Origin of the sequence: Paenibacillus sp. MMO-58 (assembly GCF_037146255.1) — a bacterium.
In the GTDB taxonomy this organism is placed as follows: Bacteria; Bacillota; Bacilli; order Paenibacillales; family Paenibacillaceae; genus Pristimantibacillus.
This window is the reverse complement of sequence record NZ_JBBCVY010000017.1, coordinates 79,595-94,509: the sequence shown is the minus strand read 5'-3', so window position 1 is coordinate 94,509 and position 14,915 is coordinate 79,595. Positions and strand designations below refer to the sequence as shown.

General features: G+C 52.2%; 14 protein-coding genes. All 14 read left to right on the top strand.

The genetic code is table 11. The annotated features are described in order from the left end of the window. Positions 1 to 27 precede the first annotated feature (27 nt). The 14 genes from spoIID (at position 28) to WFJ73_RS30415 (ending at position 14,382) form a co-directional block, all read left to right on the top strand. Positions 28 to 1,179 (top strand): stage II sporulation protein D, encoded by a 1,152-nt coding sequence (gene spoIID / locus WFJ73_RS30480; protein ID WP_336776639.1) that lies wholly within the window; start codon positions 28 to 30, stop codon positions 1,177 to 1,179. Positions 1,180 to 1,261: 82 nt separating this feature from the next. After that, on the top strand, positions 1,262 to 2,014 hold the full coding sequence (locus WFJ73_RS30475; protein ID WP_336776638.1) for a M23 family metallopeptidase: 753 nt from the start codon (positions 1,262 to 1,264) through the stop codon (positions 2,012 to 2,014). 156 nt (positions 2,015 to 2,170) lie between these two features. Next, complete coding sequence (gene spoIIID, locus WFJ73_RS30470; protein WP_015847336.1) at positions 2,171 to 2,458, top strand: sporulation transcriptional regulator SpoIIID; 288 nt, start codon at positions 2,171 to 2,173, stop codon at positions 2,456 to 2,458. A 138-nt stretch (positions 2,459 to 2,596) separates the two neighbouring features. Continuing rightward, a complete protein-coding gene (gene mreB / locus WFJ73_RS30465) occupies positions 2,597 to 3,598 on the top strand; it encodes a rod shape-determining protein MreB (RefSeq protein ID WP_336776637.1) in 1,002 nt (333 codons plus the stop codon). 165 nt (positions 3,599 to 3,763) lie between these two features. Beyond that, entirely contained in the window at positions 3,764 to 4,630 is an 867-nt protein-coding gene (locus tag WFJ73_RS30460) for a flagellar hook-basal body protein (protein ID WP_336776636.1), read from the top strand. A gap of 15 nt (positions 4,631 to 4,645) precedes the next feature. Next, positions 4,646 to 5,473: a flagellar hook-basal body protein gene (locus WFJ73_RS30455; protein WP_201002420.1), complete on the top strand. Its 828-nt coding sequence runs from the start codon at positions 4,646 to 4,648 to the stop codon at positions 5,471 to 5,473. A gap of 13 nt (positions 5,474 to 5,486) precedes the next feature. After that, positions 5,487 to 5,783 carry a DNA-directed RNA polymerase subunit beta gene (locus tag WFJ73_RS30450; RefSeq protein ID WP_336776635.1) on the top strand — a complete coding sequence of 99 codons (297 nt, stop codon included), beginning with the start codon at positions 5,487 to 5,489 and terminating at the stop codon, positions 5,781 to 5,783. Positions 5,784 to 5,962: 179 nt separating this feature from the next. Further along, positions 5,963 to 6,505 carry a CDP-alcohol phosphatidyltransferase family protein gene (locus WFJ73_RS30445; RefSeq protein WP_336776634.1) on the top strand — a complete coding sequence of 181 codons (543 nt, stop codon included), beginning with the start codon at positions 5,963 to 5,965 and terminating at the stop codon, positions 6,503 to 6,505. Positions 6,506 to 6,670: 165 nt separating this feature from the next. Further along, a complete protein-coding gene (fabZ, locus tag WFJ73_RS30440; RefSeq protein ID WP_015847330.1) occupies positions 6,671 to 7,099 on the top strand; it encodes a 3-hydroxyacyl-ACP dehydratase FabZ in 429 nt (142 codons plus the stop codon). Between the two features lie 274 nt (positions 7,100 to 7,373). After that, positions 7,374 to 9,086 (top strand): phospho-sugar mutase, encoded by a 1,713-nt coding sequence (locus tag WFJ73_RS30435; protein WP_336776633.1) that lies wholly within the window; start codon positions 7,374 to 7,376, stop codon positions 9,084 to 9,086. Positions 9,087 to 9,150: 64 nt separating this feature from the next. Continuing rightward, positions 9,151 to 11,253: a DUF5693 family protein gene (locus tag WFJ73_RS30430; RefSeq protein WP_336776632.1), complete on the top strand. Its 2,103-nt coding sequence runs from the start codon at positions 9,151 to 9,153 to the stop codon at positions 11,251 to 11,253. Continuing rightward, a complete protein-coding gene (gene csaB / locus WFJ73_RS30425; protein ID WP_336776631.1) occupies positions 11,217 to 12,371 on the top strand; it encodes a polysaccharide pyruvyl transferase CsaB in 1,155 nt (384 codons plus the stop codon). The genes WFJ73_RS30430 and csaB overlap by 37 nt, the downstream gene beginning before the upstream one ends. Before the next feature lie 58 nt (positions 12,372 to 12,429). Further along, the gene (locus WFJ73_RS30420; protein WP_336776653.1) at positions 12,430 to 13,140 is read left to right on the top strand and encodes a WecB/TagA/CpsF family glycosyltransferase; all 711 of its coding nucleotides are present in this window, start codon (positions 12,430 to 12,432) and stop codon (positions 13,138 to 13,140) included. A 105-nt stretch (positions 13,141 to 13,245) separates the two neighbouring features. After that, positions 13,246 to 14,382, top strand: coding sequence for a glycosyltransferase family 4 protein (locus WFJ73_RS30415; RefSeq protein ID WP_201002414.1), 1,137 nt, complete (start codon positions 13,246 to 13,248; stop codon positions 14,380 to 14,382). The last annotated feature ends 533 nt before the right edge of the window (positions 14,383 to 14,915 follow it).

Below are 14,915 nucleotides of genomic sequence, written 5' to 3'. Positions count from 1 at the left end.
AGCGGCTTATAGGCGGAGAGGAGATCTATGAGATACGTAATAGGCAGAACGAAACGGGCGATCAGGCGTCCCGGCAGCAGATGGCTGGCCGTTGTATGCTGGACGGCCTTCGGAATTGGAATTGCGATGAGTATGTCTGTGCTGCTTGCGACTTCCGCATACCGGAACGCGGAATCAAGCAGTACCGGACTTGATCGGTTCCAGGGGGAGAAGAGCGGCGTAACGTCTAGCAATAAGGCGTCTGCCGACGGGTTCGGGCAGGCGCCTTTGCCGTCTCCATCCGAAAAGCCGGCAACGGCAGCAGGCGGCAAGGATACGTATATTACGGTCTATTTGACTAAGGAACAACGTACGGAGCGGGTTACGCTGGAGACTTATGTCAGAGGCGTGGTTGCGGGGGAAATGCCCGCCGATTTTGGCCTTGAGGCGTTAAAGGCCCAGGCCATCGCCGCACGTACTTATATAGTGAGAAGGCTTGAGCTGGATGATCACAGCGGCATGCCGGCAACGGGCGCGGCTTCCCGTGCGGATGTCACCGATACGATTGACCATCAAATCTATATTTCGCTAGATAAGCTAAAGGAGCTTTGGCCACAGAATGAACAGGAGTCCAGGATGGCGAAGTTGAACAAAGCGGTAAGCGAGACTCGCGGGGAAGTAATTACCTATGAAGGCGAGCCGATTCAGGCGGTATTTTTCTCCACGAGCAATGGGTATACGGAAAACTCGGAGCAATATTTTCAGGAGGAGCTTCCCTACCTTCGAAGCGTAGCGAGTCCTTGGGACAAGCGGCTTTCGCCCCGCTATAAGGAGACGGTGAAGCTGCAACTCTCTGATTTTTACGCAAGACTAGGGCTAGCCAGCAAGAGAAAACCGGATATTCGGGTGCTGGACAAAACAGCGGGCAACCGGATCGCCGATATTCGGATAGACGGCAAGACGTATACCGGGCGGGAAATACGGGAGAAGCTTGGACTGGCTTCCTCAGAGTTCTCGTGGAAGCTGGATGGGGACGAGATTGAGATAACCACCTTCGGCTACGGTCATGGCGTAGGCATGAGCCAGTGGGGCGCTAACGGCATGGCGGAAGAAGGGAAAAGCGCCGAGCAAATCGTAACCTACTATTATACGGGCACAAAAGTCGAACAAGCTTCGAAGCTTGCAGCGAAATTTCATTAAAAGTTTCTTTTCTCAAAAAATAGTAATCCCTCACGTATAAAGCTAGTTGTTCTGGCAACAATGGCTAGTGAGGTGATATCAAATGAATGAAAATCAAAACAAAACAAAGCAAGAATCTCCTAAAAACGTAATAGGAGAAGTATCTGCCGCTAAGTCTAGCAATGGCTTTAAAAAACTGCTGTCGAAGAAATGGGTAACCCCGGCAGCATTTATGGCAGCCGCGGCAATCATCGTAGCCTTAATGTGGATCTACCAGGGTTCGGACACCACCAAAGAAACTTCAGCTACGACTTCCGAAAACACGGAGACCGTTGCAGGCAGCGATGCTGCGAAGCCGGATGACCAAGCGCTCCAAGCGGAAAGAAAAGGCGAGAAATTGGAATGGCCGGTAGTAAACAAAGACAACCTGGATGAAGTGCTCCCTTACTATGATGTAAACGCAACGAGCGACGAGAAAGCGAAAGCCGTTATCCAAATCGGCGATAACACGCTTGCTCCTCACACCGGCGTAGACTTTGCGGATCCAAGCGATCAACCGTTTGACGTACTCGCTGCTCTCTCCGGTAAAGTAACCCGCGTTGAGAAGCATCCTACAAACGGTAACGTTGTAGAGATCAGCCACGGCGACGGTCTCGTAACGGTATACCAAAGCCTTAGCGACATCCAAGTAGCCGTAGGCGACGATGTGAAGCAAGGAACGAAAATCGCAGTAGCGGGCCGCAACGATCTCGAAAAGGATCTCGGCGTTCACCTTCACTTCAGCGTGCAGGAGAACGGCAAGTCGGTTAACCCGGCTTCCCTTGTTGGCCAATCGCTCGCTCAAGAGAAAAAATAGGACGAAAGTCTCACAGGCAGGGGTGGAAACCCCTGCCTGTTTCGTTTTTTTATGAAAATTTTAGGCCAAACACGCCACTAAGGCTTGACCATAAAGAATATATACCCGTACCCCTCATATACTGTACCAAACTATCTCGAGTAGGGAGGCGGGAACGTGCATGATTACATCAAAGAACGAACCATTAAAATAGGTCGCTGCATCGTTGAAACCAAACATACGGTACGTACGATCGCTAAAGAGTTCGGCGTTTCCAAAAGTACGGTTCATAAGGATTTGACCGAGCGTTTGCCGGAAATCAACCCCGATCTGGCGGACCAGGTGAAGCACATTCTCGAGTATCACAAGTCGATCCGGCATCTGAGGGGAGGCGAAGCTACAAAGATCAAATACAAGAAGACCAGCACGAAGAAACGGGAAGTTATCGCAGCTGGCAAAAGCTAAACATTTTTCGAGTTTTTGTGCGCATAGATAAGAGGAATTTTGTGGTTTTTGGCGAATAATGTACATCAGTATGTCCTATGTCGTGGGAACTATTTATGGACGGGATGATTACATTATTGGTTGGAGGACTATAGCCTTATGCTTAGCAAGGATATCGGTATTGATTTGGGTACAGCAAATGTATCCATTCACGTGAAAGGGAAGGGCGTTGTTCTCGACGAACCTTCGGTAGTCGCGATTGAAAGCGATTCGAAACGGGTGCTCGCCGTTGGCGAAGAAGCACACCGCATGGTTGGGCGTACGCCAGGCAACATCGTTGCCATCCGTCCGCTTCGCGACGGGGTTATTGCCGATTTCGAAATTACGGAAATTATGCTTAAGGCTTTTATTGACCGTGTTGAAGGCCGCAAATGGTTCAGCCGTCCGCGCATTCTGATCTGCGCTCCTACCAATATTACGTCGGTAGAGCAGAAAGCGATTCGCGAAGCGGCTGAACGGAGCGGCGCCAAGGAAGTGTTTCTGGAGGAAGAGCCAAAGGCTGCCGCTATCGGGGCTGGGATGGACATATTCCAGCCTAGCGGCAACATGGTCGTGGATATCGGCGGGGGAACGACCGACGTGGCGGTTCTGTCGATGGGCGACGTTGTGACCTCATCCTCGATCAAAGTCGCGGGGGACAAGTTCGATGCGGCGATTATGAAGTACATCAAGGACAAGTACCGTCTTCTGATCGGTGAGCGGACAAGCGAGGATATCAAGATCAAGATCGGTACGGTGTACGAGGATGGACGGCATGACGAGATCGACATTCGCGGACGCGATATGGTATCCGGTCTGCCTCTGACGATTACAATTCGTTCCGCGGAAGTGCGCGAAGCCCTGTGGGATCCGGTGATGTCGATTGTGGCTTCGGCTAAAATGGTGCTGGAGCGCACGCCACCCGAATTGTCCGCCGATATTATCGACCGTGGTGTCATTCTGACCGGCGGCGGCGCGCTGCTGGACGGGCTGGATGCTCTGCTTGCGGACGAGCTTAAGGTTCCCGTTCTTATTGCGGAGGACCCGATGCATTGCGTCGTGAAGGGGACGGGCATTCTTCTGGATAACTTGGACAAGCTCGGCAAAAAAAGCCGGGCCTAAATTTGTGCGGGTAGGGCGCTGTGGGGGGCGTGCCAAGGCATAAATGAGTCGAAGGTCGCAGGGAGGATCTATAACGGCGGCTCTGCGCGAAGCCGATATTATATAAGAAGAGATACGATTTTTTAAGAGCACGGCTTCGTAAGCGGACCGGCCGGGGAGGCGCACATGTTAAGAGGTCTTTATACGGCTGCGGCGGGTATGACCGCGCAGCAGCGCAGACACGATACGATAACGAATAATATTACCAATATTAATACGCCAGGTTATAAGCAAACCTATGCGGTAACCCGATCTTTTCCGGAGATGCTGCTGTCGCTGACGGGAGTAGACGCGAAGGATGAGAAGCAGATCGGCAAGGTCAGCACCGGCGTGTTTGCCGAAGAAAGCCTTGCGATTCATCTGCAGGGCGACCTGATGCAGACGGGCAAGTCGTCGGACTTTGCCCTTGTGTCCAATATCGATGTGCCGGGAATGGCTTTTGATGCCTCGGGCAAATACGTATCGCCGGACGGCCAAGTGACGTTCCAGCCTCAAGCCTTTTTTACGCTGCAGGACAAGAACGGCGAGATCCGCTATACGCGCGGAGGCTCCTTTACCTTGACATCGGACGGCTTCCTGGTAGCCGGTGACGGATCGAATGTGCTCGGGACGGACGGCAACCCGATTCAATTCCCTTCCGGCGTCAGCCTTGACGGCCTGACCTTGACGGCGGACCAGCGTTTCGTTGACGCAAAGACGGGAGCGGATTCGGGAAAACAGCTATTGCTGACCCGGATTGATAATCCCAATGAGCTGGCCCGCGAAGGGGACGGTAAATTCCGTCTGGCCGGCGATGCTCAGGATGTCCGTCCCGTTGCCGCGGGTGAGCGCGTTGAAGTGCGGCAGGGCTACGTAGAGCGCTCCAACGTTGATGCCGCGCAATCCTCGGTAGATTTGATGGCCGCGCTGCGCGCTTATGAAGCGAACCAGAAGGTTATCCAATTCTACGATGAAAGCTTGGATAAAGCGGTTAATCAAGTAGGCCGGGTATAGGAGGCATAAGCATAAATGAACAGCTCGATGATTAATGCCAGCGTATCGATGAATGCCCTGCAGCAGAAATTGGACATGCTGGCGGATAATATTGCGAATGTGAATACGGTAGGCTATAAACGTAAGGAAGCTACCTTCGAGGATTTGCTGAATAATACAAGGAAGCAGCCGGATGCCTTTAATCAGCCCGGAAGACTGACTTCCCTGAACTTCAATCAAGGCTGGGGCTCGAGGCTTGCGATGATTCAGCCGAATTTGCAGCAGGGGACGATCAAAACGACGGAAAAGGATACCGATCTTGCGATTGAAGGCGACGCTTTGTTCGAGGTTGCCGTTAACGCAAACGGAGACCGCGCTTATACCCGCAATGGCGCACTGCAGTTGACGGTTGCGGCAAACGGTGATACGATTTTGGCAACGCCGGAAGGATATCCGGTTGTTGCGAATACGCCGGCAGGCGAGGGACCTCTTGTCGTGCCAAGCGGCTATCAGCTTCGGGTTAATCCGGACGGTACGGCGGAAGGCGTGGCTACTGACGGAAGCACGATTGAGCTTGGCTCCATCAAGCTTGTTCAAGCAACCCGTCCCGCAGCCTTAACGCTGGTAGCGGATAATTTGTATGAAATAGCCGACGGCATTAACGTGGCAGACGTGCTGCAGAACGTAACGCCAAGCGGCGAGAATGGCATAGCGCTTCGTCAGGGCGCCCTAGAGCAATCGAATGTTAATCTGGGTGACGAGATGACGGAGCTTATTAATGTGCAGCGTGCTTACCAGATGGCCGCAAGAGCTTTAACGTCCAGCGACACCATGATGGGGTTAGCCAACAGCCTGCGCAAATAGATAGGGTGAGAGTATGACGGATGAACGGGCGGTTCTGACGCGGAGCGCGCCGAAAAATCAGGAGAAGCCGCCAGTCGAGGAAAGAAGCAAAGCGGTGGACGGCGACCATTCCGAGAAAAAGCAGCGTTCCACTGGTGCGCGAATCACATTTTGGATTTTGCGCAAAAGTATTGTGCCGGTCATCATGGTTATTATGCTCATCACCGGTTTGTATGTCGGATATGCGGTTGTAGGCAAGCAGCCTGGCAGCGATGTATTCCATTGGGAGACCTGGCAGCATATGTATGATTTGGTCTTCTCCGATACGTAGAACATGAATATTTATTAATGAAGGGCTGTTTCCGGAAGTCATTATGTTATGGTGACTGGGGAGCAGCTTTTTTTGGTTTCCGCGGACAGCCAGTGCTGTTTTCATTTTCATATGGTAGTTGTATAATGATTGGGAACCTTGTATGGAAGAAACGGATAAAGGTAGAGGGGCGTGCGCGTTTGAATCTGCCGAATTTTTTAACGTCGCTGCGTTTTGCAATGATCCCCGTCTATGTCGCGATATTCGCGCAGGGACACATGATTTACGCCTTTCTGGTTGTCGTGGCAGCAGGCCTCACGGATATACTCGACGGATATATTGCCCGGCGCACGGGGCAGGTAACGACAGTCGGCCAAATGCTCGATCCGCTCGCAGACAAGCTGATGTTCATTTCCGTCATTTTATCGCTACTTCTTGCCGGCCACATTTCGTGGGCAGCGGCTGCAGCGATCTTTTTGCGCGATTTGGGAATGATAGCCGGAGGCATGGTGTTTCACTTTAAAGGTAAAAAGACCGTGCCGGCGAATTGGATGGGCAAACTGACAACGGTGCTGTTTTATATCGGCATCATGTTTGTATTTCTGGAAGCACCGTTTGCAGCAACGTACTTGTGGGCAGCTATTGCCTTCTCGTTCCTGACGGCGATTGTGTACATTATTTTGTTCCAGGCGCTGAACAAGCCGGGCTCCGGACAGAACAAAACCATTGGGCCGGGGCAATAGGCAGTAGGCGCACAAAGAGGCTTGGCCCGTGGATTATCGATATCCGCCAGCCAAGCCCCCTTATCTCAACCTTCACAACCTGCAGTTTGATGAAGGATACTATCAGTTTTCGTATTGTAAACGTATTTTATACCTGTTAACCCGTGAAAGGAGCGAATAATATTCATGCTCGATATTAATCAAATCCAAGAAATCATACCGCATCGCCCGCCATTTCTGCTCGTTGACCGCATTACAGAGGTAGAGCCGGGCGTCCGTGCCGTAGGCATCAAAAACGTAACGATGAACGAACCTCACTTTGTAGGGCACTTCCCCGGATATCCGGTTATGCCGGGTGTACTGATCGTTGAGGCGCTCGCGCAGGTCGGTTCCGTTGCCATGCTGATGGTTGAAGCGAACCGCGGCAAGCTGGGCTTCTTCGCCGGCATCGACGGCTTCCGTTTCCGCGGTCAGGTAAAACCGGGCGACACGCTTGAGCTGGAAGTGGAAATTACCCGTCTTAAAGGGCCAATCGGCAAAGGAAAAGCGACAGCAAAAGTTGACGGCCAAGTGGTTGCGGAAGGCGAGCTTATGTTTGCCTTGTCGGAACGCTAAGTACCACAATAGAATTTTATAAGTTCCGAGATAGTGGAAACATAAATTCTATTTGGCGATAAAACTTACCTCTAAACGCGGTCGCTCATCTTCGAATGGCTTCGATAGAGGTTTTCCCACCACAATAAAATTTCATGAGTTCCAGAATAATGGAAGTTTGAAATTTTTATTTGGCGATAAAACTTACCTCTAAACGCGGTCGCTCATCTTCGAATGGCTTCGATAGAGGTTTTCTCATAATCATCTTTTTATAAAAAAGGAGTGAAGCTGTTTAATGAATCAAAATGAAAAGGCAATTGAACGTTACCAAGCTTGGTTGAATGATGCGCTTATCGATGAGGCTACAAAGGAAGAGCTTCGCGGCATTGATGGACAAGAGAAGGAAATTACGGACCGTTTCTACCGCGACCTTGAGTTTGGGACAGGCGGTCTTCGCGGCGTTATGGGCGCAGGCACAAACCGTCTGAATGCATATACCGTAGGCAAAGCTACGCAAGGTCTTGCGAACTGGATTCTCTCCCGAGTAGAGGGGCAGCCATCCGCGGTAATCGCTCACGATTCGCGTAACAACTCGCCCGAGTTTGCGCTTGACTCCGCGCTAGTGCTTGCGGCAAACGGCGTGAAAACCTATCTGTTCCCATCGCTGCGCCCGACGCCTCAGCTTTCTTATGCGGTACGCGCGCTTGGCTGCTCGACGGGTATCGTTATTACGGCGAGCCACAACCCGCCGGAATATAACGGCTATAAAGCCTACGGCGCGGACGGCTGCCAGCTGATCCCTGAAGACGCAGAGCAAGTTATTGCATCGATCGGCCAGGTGACTGGTTTTGATCAAGTGAAAAGAATGAGCCGCGAGGACGCGGAAGCGCAAGGTCTTCTTGTATGGCTTGATGCGGAAGCAGACGAGCAATACACGGATACCGTTGTTGCGCAAAGCTTGAACAAAGAGCTGCTGCAAAGCGGCCTTGGAGAGAAATTCAAAGTGGTCTTTACGCCGCTTCACGGTTCGGGTAACCTGCCTGTACGCGAAGTACTGCGCAAAGCGGGCTTCAGCAATGTTCATATCGTAGCCGAGCAGGAGGCGCCTGACGGTTACTTCAGCACGGTCAAATCTCCGAATCCGGAAGAGCGCGAAGCTTTTACGCTTGCGATGAAGCTTGCTCAAGAGATTAATGCCGACATTATTATGGGTACGGACCCTGATGCCGACCGCATGGGTGCGGTTGTAAAAAACAATAATGGTGAATATGTCGTCCTGACAGGCAATCAGTCGGGCGCCCTGATGATCGAATATGTGCTCAGTCAATTGAAGGAGCGCGGCCAGCTGCCGGCTAACGGCGTCGTGATCAAAACGATCGTTACCAGCGAGATGGGGGCCGATATCGCTCGTTCCTATGGCGCAGCCGTAGAGAATACATTGACTGGCTTCAAATATATTGGTGAGAAAATGACGGCTTACGAGCAAACAGGCGAGCATACTTTCCTGTTCGGCTATGAAGAAAGCTACGGTTATTTGACTGGCGATTATGCCCGCGACAAAGATGCGGTTGTGGCTTCGTTATTGATTTGCGAAGCGGCGGCATACTATAGCAGTCAAGGAAAAACGTTGTACGACGTTCTTCTTGAGCTGTATGCGAAGCATGGCTTCTATCTCGAAGGTCTTGAGTCGCGTACGCTGAAGGGTCTTGACGGCGTGCAGCAGATTGCCGGCATTATGAATGACTGGCGCAACAATCCACCTGCCGAGATCAACGGCGTGAAGGTGGAAAAAGTGCTTGATTATCTTGGCCGACTTGACGGACTTCGTCCGGAGAACGTACTGAAATACATGCTTGCCGACGGATCGTGGTTCTGCCTGCGTCCATCCGGTACGGAGCCTAAGATTAAAGTGTATTTCGCCGTTCGCGGGGAGTCCACGGAGCATGCAGCCGAGCTGCTTGGAAAGCTCCGCGGCGCCGTGATGGAACGCGTAGACAGCAAAGCTTAATCCGCCGAGGCGGGTTATTGTCAAATAGGGATTACATTCGCAAGAGATTGAACGGAGGATTATTGTGCTTCAACGTTGGCAGCAATGGAACCGCAAAGCGATACTCTGGCTGTGGGTTATTGCAATTATTGGCGTAATCGCCGCAATGCCGATCGGTATGAATCGAATGAATATGGAAGCATCCTCGAAATCCGTGGAATACGTATTCGATTATCGCGATCTGGTTGAAATCTCGGAATACCAGACGCGGCCGCAGCAGTTTATCGATGAGCAGCTGGAGAAAATGAAAGGCGCCGGCATTACGACGATGTCCCTGTACGAAAGCTCCCTTAAGGAGCTTTCCCAAGCCGGACGCTTGAAATATTACAGCTCGAAGGATATCGCTCTGCTTCAAAGCAAGCTGGAGCCGGTAGGACAGAACTATACTTACATTCTGTTCAGCGGCCCGGAAGAGGAAGAGAAGATCGGACCAATCGTCCGTCAGGCAATGGATCACGCCGGTGCAACGTACCGTCCGTGGTCCTTTGACGGCCGCAATGGCCTTGTCGTTGAATTGCCGCTGCAGTCCGTGCTGCTGCAGCCGATGGATTTTGACCCGATTACGCTTCAGACTCTGCACGACAAAGGCTTTCACATCCTGGCCCGGTTCTCGGACCGCGTGCTGCCTTACGATGAGGCCGCAACGGATGCGCAGCTGGCCCGTCTGAAGGAAGTTGGCGTAACTCGCGTATTGTTTGACGGTGCTACGGTGAAAGGCTATAAGGATCAGGTCGAGCTTCACAGCCTGAATTCGTTCGCTGATTTGCTGAACAAATACGGTATGGGTATCGCAACGATCGAGAATTTGAAAAAACCTCAAGCCGGCATAAATAAATTAGCATATATTACAAATTATAATATCGTACGCCTGTATTCCTTGTCGGCTGAAGATGCTATCGGCAAATCGCCGGAGGTGCTAACCGACCGCTTCCTGCTTGCTGCGAAGGACCGCAACATTCGAATGTTCTTCCTGAATGCCGGCGTGCAGACAAGCCTGGAGAAGTCGGCTGTCGTAAGCGGTCTGGATAATCTTTATATCACGATGAAGGGCAAAGACGGTCTGGTTCAGCGAATGACCGACGAAGGCTTCTCTCCGAATCTGGCACAGCCGTTTGACGTGAAGCATCCGTCTTATATCAAGCCGCTTAAGATGGTTGTAGCTGCAGGTGCCGTTGCTCTGATCGCCCTGCTCATTAACGTATTTATCTCAGGTACGCTGATTCCGGTTTATTTGATCGGTCTCGTTGGGGCTGCTGGCCTGTTCCAGATTAACAGTCCGCTTGCCGAGCAGGCGCTGGCTCTTGGAGCCGGCATCAGTGCTCCTACCCTTGCGCTTGTCTGGGTCATGAATCGCGTCTATTCCCGTACCGAGGGCAGCCTCCGCACGGTGGGCGGGGCCGCCTGGAATGGACGAGCCGGCGCTCCTGGCGAAGGCAAATGGATATTCGAAGGCTTGACGGTAGGTCGTCGCCTTGGCCTTGCGGTGATCTGGTTTATCGTAACCGCACTGATCTCGCTGATGGCGGTGCCTTTTGTCTTTGGTCTTCTGAACAATATTACGTACAGCATGGTGCTGCAGCAGTTCCGCGGCGTCAGCCTGCTTCATTTGGCGCCTATCGGCTTAACGGCGATTTACGTGCTGCTCTATACCGGCAATTCTCCGGTACGACGTATCCGCAAATTCGCCAATATGCCGATTACGGTGTTTATGGTTGTGGCCTTTGTGGTAATTGCCGTAGTAGGTATGTACTACCTGTCTCGGACAGGCAACGAAGGTTCGGCTTCCTCGCTGGAGCTGACGTTCCGCAACTGGCTGGAGCAGACGTTTGGCGTTCGTCCGCGAAGCAAGGAATTCCTGTTGGCGCATCCGCTGCTCTTGGCGGGTCTGTTCCTTGCGCTACGCTACCGCGCAGCGTGGGTGTTCATTATTGTTGGCTCGATCGGACAGCTGTCGATGGTCGATACGTTCGCTCACATTCATACGCCGCTGTACATTTCGATTATCCGCGTATTCCTCGGTCTTGGCCTTGGCGCGATTATCGGCCTGATCTTGATCGGCGTGTGGCAAGTGGTGGAAGGGGTATGGCGTAAATGGTCACCGGGACTGATAAAAAAAATTACCGAATAGTGATTTCCGGCTACTACGGTTTCCGCAACAGCGGCGATGAAGCGGTACTCCGCTCGATCCTGCTTGCGTTAGCCGAGCAGGGCGAAGCTAACGGTGTTCAAATTCAGCCGGTCGTTCTATCGGCCGACCCGGCTTGGACAAGCCGCATGTACGGCGTGGAAGCCGTCCGGAGGATGCATCCGAAGGATGTGCTGAACGCGCTCCGTGCAAGCGACGGGCTGATCAGCGGCGGGGGAAGCCTGCTGCAGGACGCCACAAGCGCAAAGACGATTCCGTATTACACCGGAATCATCAAGCTTGCCCAATGGCTTGGCAAGCCGACGTTTATTTATTCGCAAGGGATCGGGCCGGTGAACCGACGCTGGATGGATCCGCTCATCCGCTCAAGCATGCGGAAGAGCGCGTATGTGTCGGTGCGGGACGCCGAATCCGCTGAGTTATTGAAGCGGATTGGCGTTGCGGCCGGCCGGATCGAGGTTGTACCCGATCCGGTAATGGGGCTGCCGCTGCCGGCTGGCGCGGCTGCGGGGCGGGCTGCAGCCGCCGATGATGCAGCGGCTGTGCCCGTGCTAGGCGTATCCTTGCGGCATTGGCGCAAGGACGGCGCCGATCTTGGCCGCGCGGCGGACGCGCTGGCCGAGCTGGCCAGCCGCCGCCCGGTGCGGCTGAGGTTCTTACCGTTCCATACCCCCGACGATGCGGAAGCGTCGAAGGTGGTCATGGAAAGGCTCAGCGGCAGGCTGGCCGGCGGAAGCTCGGCTGAGCTGGCCGCCCCAGGCGACGATCCCCAGCAAATGCTGCTGGAGGTAAGCCGCTGCGATGCGCTGTTCGGCATGCGCCTTCACGCGCTTATCTACGCGGCGAACCAGATGGTTCCGATGCTTGGCTTATCGTACGATCCGAAGATCGATCAGTTCCTTCACCGTCTCGGTCTAACGCCGGTCGGCACGACCGAACAGCTTGATCCAATCGCTTTCGCGGACAGCGCCCAGCGGCTGCTGGACGACGCAACCGGCTGGAAAGAGAAGCATCGCGAAGCGATCGAACGATTAAGACAACAATCGCAGCAGCCAGCGCAACAAATTGCGCAGTTATTGCGTCATACCATATCGAGGTGATTTTCACTTGTCGAAACAAGTCCCAACGGTGCCGATTTACGGAATTCCATTCTCCAAGATGAGCATGGACGAGACGGTCAATTATCTTACAGAAGCAATTGAACACAAGCGCCAGACGCATGTCATTACGGCTAATCCGATTATGGTAATGTCGGCTGTGGAAAGCCAGGATTACTACAAGATGATGAGAAAAGCCGAGCTTATCGTACCGGACGGTGCGGGAGTCGTATGGGCGGCCAATTATGTGGGAACCCCGGTGACAGAACGCGTAACGGGCTTTGACCTGTTGCATCGTCTTATGCAAGAGGGCGAAAAACGGAAATGGACAGCTTATTTGCTTGGCACATCGACGGAAATTATTGAAGCGGCGGCCGAGAAGCTGCAACTGCAATATCCGCAGGTTCGCATCGTAGGCTGCCGCAACGGCTACTTTGGTCCTGAACAGGACGCGGAAGTAATCGAAGCGGTTCGGCAGGCAGCACCGGATTTATTGTTTGTGGCACGGGGCGCGGAAACGCAGGAGCCTTGGATTGCCAAATATAAGAAGCAGCTTGGAGTCCCGCTTATTATGGGAGTTGGAGGAAGCTTCGATATTATTGCAGGCAAGTTGAAAAGAGCGCCATTGCTATTCCAGAAGCTGCGTTTGGAGTGGTTTTACCGGTTATTACAGGAGCCGAAAAGGCTGCCAAGAATGATGGTATTGCCGAAATTCGTCGTGAAAGTGGTTCGCGATAAAGAAAACGTCAAGAAACCACGCCCTACTACGTAATAACCTCCCAAAACCGTTGAAAACACGTGAAAACGGGATTTGGAGTTTCTTCTTCTGTCGGAGTATAATTCACTTCGGTAGAAAGAAAAAGGGGAGCTGCACAATATGCCAGCAGGCTTACTGTACACACTAGGATTTATCATATCTCTAATAATAGCTCTAGTTATGACACCGCTAGTTAAAAAATTCGCTTTCAAGGTTGGAGCGATAGATAAACCGAATCACCGCAAAGTACATACGCGGATTATGCCTCGTATGGGTGGTCTCGGGATCTATCTTGCTTTTGCAGTCGGATTTCTTATTCTGATGCCGTTCATTCCGGACGGATTGCTGAACCACGAGGGAGAGAATCTGATCCGCGCCGTTCTGGTTGGCGGTACGATGATTATCCTTATTGGCGCGTTTGACGACCGCTTCGAGCTGTCGGCCAAGGTAAAGCTGGTTGCGCAAATCGCAGCGGCTTGCGTAGTGGTATTCGGCTTCGGAGTGAAGATCGACCTGCTGAACGTACCGTTCGGCGCAACGATGCAGCCGATTGAAGCCTGGATCTCCATTCCGATCACGATTTTCTGGATCGTGGGCGTGACGAACGCGATCAATCTGATCGATGGTCTGGACGGGCTGGCAGGCGGCGTATCCGCCATTGCGATCGGTACCATCCTCGTGATGGCGATCATTATGGGCAATGTGCCGATTATCTTGCTCAGCGTTCTGCTCTTGGGTGGTATCGTTGGATTCCTGTACTTCAACTTCCATCCGGCCAAAATCTTTATGGGTGACTCCGGCTCATTGTTCTTAGGCTTCTGCCTGGCGATGCTGTCGATGACGAGTTTCAAGCAGATTACGATCGTATCGTTCGTAACTCCGCTGCTTATCATCGGTGTACCGTTGTCTGATACGTTCTTCGCGATTATCCGTCGTCTTGTGAACAAGCGCCCGATCTTCGCCCCGGACAAAGGACATCTGCATCATTGTCTGCAAGAACTTGGCTTCAGCCATCGCAAGACCGTTCTTATTATCTGGAGCGTGGCTGCGGTGTTCGGCGGATTTGCGGTTCTGCAATCAACCGTAGTGCAATCGTCCTCCGCGAACTGGATTACGTTTATCGTGATCTGTCTGGTGATCTTCAGCCTTCAGATTGGCGCGGAGCTCATCGGTATCGTAGACAAGTCGCGTCGTCCGCTTATTAACTTCTTGAACCGCATGCTTCGTTCGAAGGTCGATGCTAGAAGCTCGAAATAATTTGATATCTTTATAACATAAGGTTGTTCCTTTAGGCAGTCCTCTGGGCTACGTAAGGAACAACCTTTTTTGCATTCCTGTCCATCTTTGCCCTACAAGTTCTGTGCCGGAATAGAAGTTGCGTTGCTCTTGCGTTAGAGTCCCAGAGGGACCTTAAGGGCGATTAAAGAGTAGCTAGATTGGAGATTAAAGTCCCTCAGGGACCTTAATGCAGCCGAAGTGGCAGTGTTCTTCACTGAATTAAGCGATTTGGAGTAAATTAAGATCCATAAGGGCTCTTAAGAGCGGAAATATAAGCAGCAAATTAGAGGTTAAGCTCCCTCAAAGACCTTAACCCTCTTTTTGTAGGAGAACAGGCTTCATTAAAAATTTCTTTATCATTCCAATCTGCCAAATGAACTAACATTTTAGGGCTAGCGGACCGATAACAACAGTACAGAACTATTCTTCAGCCGAAGCTAACGAGGGAGGAAGTAAATCGGGACATACAGTTGTATTTACAATCGACCTCTAATTGCAATGTCAACCAGTTG

Coding starts and splice junctions, on each gene's coding strand:
- spoIID (WP_336776639.1), top strand. CDS start 28: ATGAGATACGTAATAGGCAGAACGAAACGGGCGATCAGGCGTCCCGGC.
- WFJ73_RS30475 (WP_336776638.1), top strand. CDS start 1,262: ATGAATGAAAATCAAAACAAAACAAAGCAAGAATCTCCTAAAAACGTA.
- mreB (WP_336776637.1), top strand. CDS start 2,597: ATGCTTAGCAAGGATATCGGTATTGATTTGGGTACAGCAAATGTATCC.
- WFJ73_RS30460 (WP_336776636.1), top strand. CDS start 3,764: ATGTTAAGAGGTCTTTATACGGCTGCGGCGGGTATGACCGCGCAGCAG.
- WFJ73_RS30455 (WP_201002420.1), top strand. CDS start 4,646: ATGAACAGCTCGATGATTAATGCCAGCGTATCGATGAATGCCCTGCAG.
- WFJ73_RS30450 (WP_336776635.1), top strand. CDS start 5,487: ATGACGGATGAACGGGCGGTTCTGACGCGGAGCGCGCCGAAAAATCAG.
- fabZ (WP_015847330.1), top strand. CDS start 6,671: ATGCTCGATATTAATCAAATCCAAGAAATCATACCGCATCGCCCGCCA.
- WFJ73_RS30435 (WP_336776633.1), top strand. CDS start 7,374: ATGAATCAAAATGAAAAGGCAATTGAACGTTACCAAGCTTGGTTGAAT.
- csaB (WP_336776631.1), top strand. CDS start 11,217: ATGGTCACCGGGACTGATAAAAAAAATTACCGAATAGTGATTTCCGGC.
- WFJ73_RS30420 (WP_336776653.1), top strand. CDS start 12,430: ATGAGCATGGACGAGACGGTCAATTATCTTACAGAAGCAATTGAACAC.
- WFJ73_RS30415 (WP_201002414.1), top strand. CDS start 13,246: ATGCCAGCAGGCTTACTGTACACACTAGGATTTATCATATCTCTAATA.